General features: G+C 62.3%; 3 protein-coding genes and 1 pseudogene. All 4 read right to left on the reverse strand.

Annotated features, from left to right (window positions below; genetic code table 11):
• Window positions 1–545 (reverse strand): NADP-dependent oxidoreductase (locus tag VJV58_RS08790; RefSeq protein WP_324136953.1); only part of this gene is annotated, 545 nt, incomplete at its 3' end.
• Between the two features lie 427 nt (window positions 546–972).
• A complete protein-coding gene (locus VJV58_RS08795; RefSeq protein ID WP_324136954.1) occupies window positions 973–3,681 on the reverse strand; it encodes a molybdopterin-dependent oxidoreductase in 2,709 nt (902 codons plus the stop codon).
• 13 nt (window positions 3,682–3,694) lie between these two features.
• Window positions 3,695–4,912 carry an NAD(P)/FAD-dependent oxidoreductase gene (locus tag VJV58_RS08800; RefSeq protein WP_324136955.1) on the reverse strand — a complete coding sequence of 406 codons (1,218 nt, stop codon included), beginning with the start codon at window positions 4,910–4,912 and terminating at the stop codon, window positions 3,695–3,697.
• Window positions 4,913–4,975: 63 nt separating this feature from the next.
• Window positions 4,976–5,122, reverse strand: a pseudogene (locus tag VJV58_RS08805) (MFS transporter); the annotation flags it as partial.

A 5,122-nucleotide genomic window follows, 5' to 3' on the forward strand; every position in this document is an offset into this window, starting at 1 on the left:
CGGTCGGCCGCGCGACCGGTGGCGATGACATACGCGCCAGCCTCGCGCGCGAGTTGCGTCACCATCGAACCGACTGCGCCGGCCGCGCCGTGCGCGACTACGCTCTGGCCCGCCTGAAGACGGCCGTGCTGGAAGAGTCCCTGCCACGCGGTGAGCCCCGAGATTGGCAGACTCGCGCCCACCGTGAAGCCGACGTCACCCGGGAGCGGCGCGAGGTTACGCGCCTCGATGGCTAGATACTCGGCCAGAGTGCCGTCGCGATACCAGTCGGCGAGGCCGAACACTCGCTGTCCTACCGACAGTCCCGTCGTGCCGTAGCCGACAGCGGTGACCACTCCGGCCAGCTCGTGGCCGGGGATCGACGGTGTTCGGTCACGGTCGCCGCGATCGGTCCAGGTCGATGGCCATGCCAGTTCAGTCGGGACAAATCCCGACGCATGAACTTGAACGACCACGTCGTTTATCGCTGCGTGCGGCTCGGGCCGCTCCACCACCTGCATCCCGGCCGTTCCCGCAGCCTGGTCCGTCACGACGATTGCCTTCATGATAATACTCGATCATTTTTTGCCCAACGACAAAGCTTGGTGCACTCAGGAGGTATCTCGCACGCTAGCCCGAAGCTATGTTGATTGCTGACGTGCCTTCAAATGGAGAAACATGGGCAGCAGAACGACGGCAGCCGAAGACCAGGTTCGATCGACACTGCACGGACCGTGACTTCAGAACAGTTCGTAGCTGCAACACTAAGATAGATGCCTAGCGCTCAAATCAATTCAAGACGCCAGCCGCTCTCGATGGGACAAACGTTTTCGATCTCGGCAGCAGTGGTTATTTATTTGGTGACCTCGGGATAGCGAGGTGTTCACTACCGCTGAGCTGCTTCTGGCCTCACTGATCCCACTGGTCCCAATTCTTCCGTCCGCGGGTCCCGGAGCCGGCGAACAGCACGACGACTGAGACAGCGGCCTGAGGTCAGCGCGCTGCCGCCAATTTTTGCGCTTCGGAAACGGACGTGCTCGCCTGCGCGATCAGACGCTTTAATTCCGGAATGCACGAGCCGCAATTGGTTCCGACCTTGAGCCTTATGCCGAGCTCGGCAGTGGTGTGCGCCTCCGACGCAATCGCGTCGCAAATCGTGGTGCGGCCGACGCCAAAGCAGGCACAGACAACCGGGCCAGCGGTAGCAAGCCCGTGCATCGATTTGCCCGACAACAGCATTCTTCGCTCATCATGGCTAAGCGCACCCGCAGCGAACAGTTCTTTCACGACATTCCAGTCATTGGTATCGCGCGCGGGTCCCAGGAACAGGCATGTTTCGATCTGGTCTGCGGCAAAGCAAGCCGCTCGGTAAACGCCGCCACCAATATCGATGTATTCGGCAAAATCGGAGCCGGCGACCGGCCGCAACCACGATGCCCATTCCGCGGGCCCGGCGTTGTCTGCGAAGAGACAACCGTAGCCGGCACTAACGCTGACGCGCGCCCACCAGACACGATCGGGCAATTCCAGGGGCTCCCGGGACAACACGAAGCCACCCAAAGCGTATTCGTGGGGCGTGATTGATGCCGGCGTCGCCTTGTTCTCGGGCTGCCCGGAAAATGGATCCGTCAGCGGTGCAACAAGCGCACCTACCCGTGCAGCGGACGCGGTCGCGTCGCTCCAGTGAATTGGAGCGAACAGCATCCCGCGCTGCTGCCTTTCGCTGACCACGACCTTGAGAATGCATTGTCCATAGTCGGTGCAGACACGGGCAAAACCACCGTCGACCACGCCGTTGCTGGCGGCATCATCGGGGTGAATTTCGACGAACGGCTCCGGCAGATGCTGACCAAGCCGAGGGCTGGTGCCGCTGCGCGTCATGGTGTGCCATTGGTCGCGGATGCGGCCGGTATTCAGCCGCAGCGGCCGTCCCGCATGGGTTTCGGTTCGCAAGGCTGGTACTTCGGGCGCCACGAAGCGGGCCTTTTGGTCGTTTGAAAAGAAGCCGCCCTCGGCGAAAAAGCGTTGTTGCGGCTCGGTATCGCCCTGACGTATCGGCCACAGCACCGGCGCCAGCGTATCGAAGGCCTCGTTCGACAACGATTTCAACGCACCGATGTCGAAGTCACGGCCGCCGGCATTCTCGAACGCCGACAGAGCAGCATGTTCGCGAAATATCGCGGCCACAGAATCGAAGGCGAACGCCGCGCCGAAACCGAGACGCCTGGCAACCTCGCTGATAATCCACCAATCGGGCCTGCTTTCCCCGGCCGCCGGCAGGAACGAACGCTGCCGCGAAATGCGCCGCTCCGAATTGGTTACCGTTCCGGATTTCTCGCCCCATGCCTGAGCCGGCAGCAGCACATGCGCGCCCGCATTGACGGTGTCGTTGGAAAGGACGTTTTCGGAGACGACGAACAGTTCCAGTTTCTTCAGCGCGGCGCGCGCGGAATCCGCGTCCGGCAATGAAACCGCTGGATTGGTGCCCATCACCCACAAGGCCTTGATCTCACCGCGTGCGATCGCCTCGAACATCTGGACCGCCTTTAGTCCCTCATGCGTCGCGATGCGCGGCGCCTGCCAGAACCGGCGGACGCGATCGATCTCAAGCGGCGTGAAACCCATATGCGCGGCGAGCTGATTTGCGAGGCCGCCGACCTCTCGGCCTCCCATCGCGTTCGGTTGTCCTGTGAGCGAAAATGGCGACGCTCCTGGTTTGCCGATCCGGCCGGTGGCGAGGTGGCAATTCAGGATCGCGTTGACCTTGTCAGTGCCCTGCGCCGACTGGTTGACACCTTGCGAATACAGCGTGACGACGCGAGGCGTATTCGCAAACATTTGGAAAAACGCCGCCACCTCCTGTTCGGAGAGACCCGTCGCCGACGCGGTCGCGGCCGCACTGCCGGCGATGCTCTGCGCACGCGCGAGCGCGTCTTCGAAGCCGTTGGTATGGTTTTCAACATAGTCGCGATCGAGCGCGCGGCTCTCGGCAAGATGAGCGAGTAACCCGGAGAACAGCGCGGTGTCGGTGCCAGGCTTTACTCCCAGGAACAGGTCGGCATCGCCTGCGGTATCGGTCCGACGGGGATCGACCACCACGATGCGCGCCCCGCGTTGCTGCTTGTTGGCGAGCATGCGCTGAAACAGAACCGGATGACACCAGGCCGCATTCGAGCCGACCAGAATCAGAAGATCGGCCTTGTCCAGATCTTCATAGCAGCCGGGTACCGTATCGGCACCAAACGCTCGGCGATGGCCCGCTACCGACGAGGCCATGCACAATCGCGAATTGGTGTCGACGTTGGCGCTGCCGATGAATCCCTTCATCAGCTTGTTGGCGACGTAATAATCCTCGGTCAACAATTGACCGGAGAGATAAAACGCCACAGCACCAGGGCCATCGCGCGCAATAATGTGCTGAAGACGATCGGCTACATGATCGAGCGCGTCGGTCCATGCGATCCGCTCCATCGACCCCTTGCGGCGACGGATCATCGGATAGAGCAGACGGTTCTCATGGCCCAACGTTTCGCCAAGCGCCGAACCCTTCGAGCAGAGCCGTCCGAAATTGGCGGGATGTTCGGGATCCCCCGAGATCGCAGCCCCACCGCGACCGTCTGGCGTCGCCAGCACGCCGCAGCCGACGCCGCAATACGGACACGCGGTACGCGTCGCGCGCAGCGCCGGATCGATGTTCGTCATCGCAAAATTCGGCTCATGCCGCTTCTGCCGGCGTCGCGGTCGGACGGCCGAACATCATATGGTTCCGAATTCGCCCAACCGATGCCCTGTTGCGAATCAATTCGAGATACCAGAGTGCATCTGCGACATCGCCGACGAGCACGGACCCGATGAGCCGGCCATCGGATATCACGAGCTTCTTGTAGGTGCCACGTCCCTCATCACTCAGCACGATCTCTTCAGTTCCGTCGGACCCCATGAAATCGCCTGCGGAAAAAACGCTGACGCCGGAGACCTTGAGATTGGTCGCGACCACACTGCCAGCATAAGCGGCCGTCCGGCCGGCTAGATGCCGGGCAAGGGCCCGGGCCTGCTCGTAAGCCGGCTCCACCAGGCCATAACAGATGCCGCGATGCTCGGCGCATTCACCAAGTGCAAAAACATCCGGTGCACCGGTTTGCAGATGATCGTCGACGAGGACACCGCGATTGACGGGAATGCCGGCGTCCCGGGCCAGCGAAGTGTTCGGGCTGATACCGGCGGCGAAAATCACTGCATCGGCGTAGATCCGTCGCCCGTCCGTCAATTCCACACCCGCGACGCGGCTTTCGCCAAGGATGCGCGCGGTGCTGGCGTTCAGTAAAACTTCGATGCCCTTGGGCTCGACAAGCAATTTGAGCAATGCCGCCGCCCGCGCATCGAGCTGGCGCTCCATCAGCCGGTCCATCAAATGAATGAGGGTCACCGCCGCACCCGCCTTGGCTAATCCGTAAGCGGCTTCCAGTCCCAGCAATCCGCCGCCGACCACCACGACGCGCTTCTTCGCCACGCCGAGCGTCAGCAGGAGATCGGCATCCCGGCTGTCGCGAAAGGTATGCACGCCCGCGAGTTCGGCGCCCGGCACCTTCAGTCGCAGCGGTGTAGAGCCGGTGGCGAGCACAAGCCTGGAGAACTCGATGCTTTCTTCGTTTGCAATCTTGAGTTCGCGGCGGCCGAGGTCAATCTCGGTGACGGCGCATCCGTATTTCAACGTAACGCCGCGCTCGCGCCACCAGTCGGCGGGTCTGAGCTCGATCTCGTGGGAGGCGGTCTCGCCGGCGAGCACCGACGACAACAGCACGCGATTGTACGCAAGCCGCGGCTCGTTCCCAATGACAGCGATCGCGTAGCGGCCGAGCGCGACCTTTGCGAGTTCGTCGACCAGACGGGCCGCGGCCATTCCGTTGCCGACGATCACCAGCGGTTCGCTCATGGCTTCTCTTCTACTCGGCCGCGTGAGGGCTGCTGCATGCTTGCGATATCATGAGAGCAGCAATCAAATGCGCGCTTCGGCCAGGCTCGCCGCACCCGACTGAGCAGGGCTCTTGCGCAAATAGAACCACCAGGTCATCGCCAGGCAGCTCGCATAGAACGCAAGATAGATGACGAGCGCGAGTTGCGGTCCCCCGGTGATCGCGATCGA

The organism is Bradyrhizobium sp., assembly GCF_035273305.1.
GTDB lineage: Bacteria > Pseudomonadota > Alphaproteobacteria > Rhizobiales > Xanthobacteraceae > Bradyrhizobium.

Bases quoted from the DNA above. Each gene is read 5' to 3' on its own strand.
- VJV58_RS08795 (WP_324136954.1), bottom strand. From the start codon at position 3,681: ATGACGAACATCGATCCGGCGCTGCGCGCGACGCGTACCGCGTGTCCG.
- VJV58_RS08800 (WP_324136955.1), bottom strand. From the start codon at position 4,912: ATGAGCGAACCGCTGGTGATCGTCGGCAACGGAATGGCCGCGGCCCGT.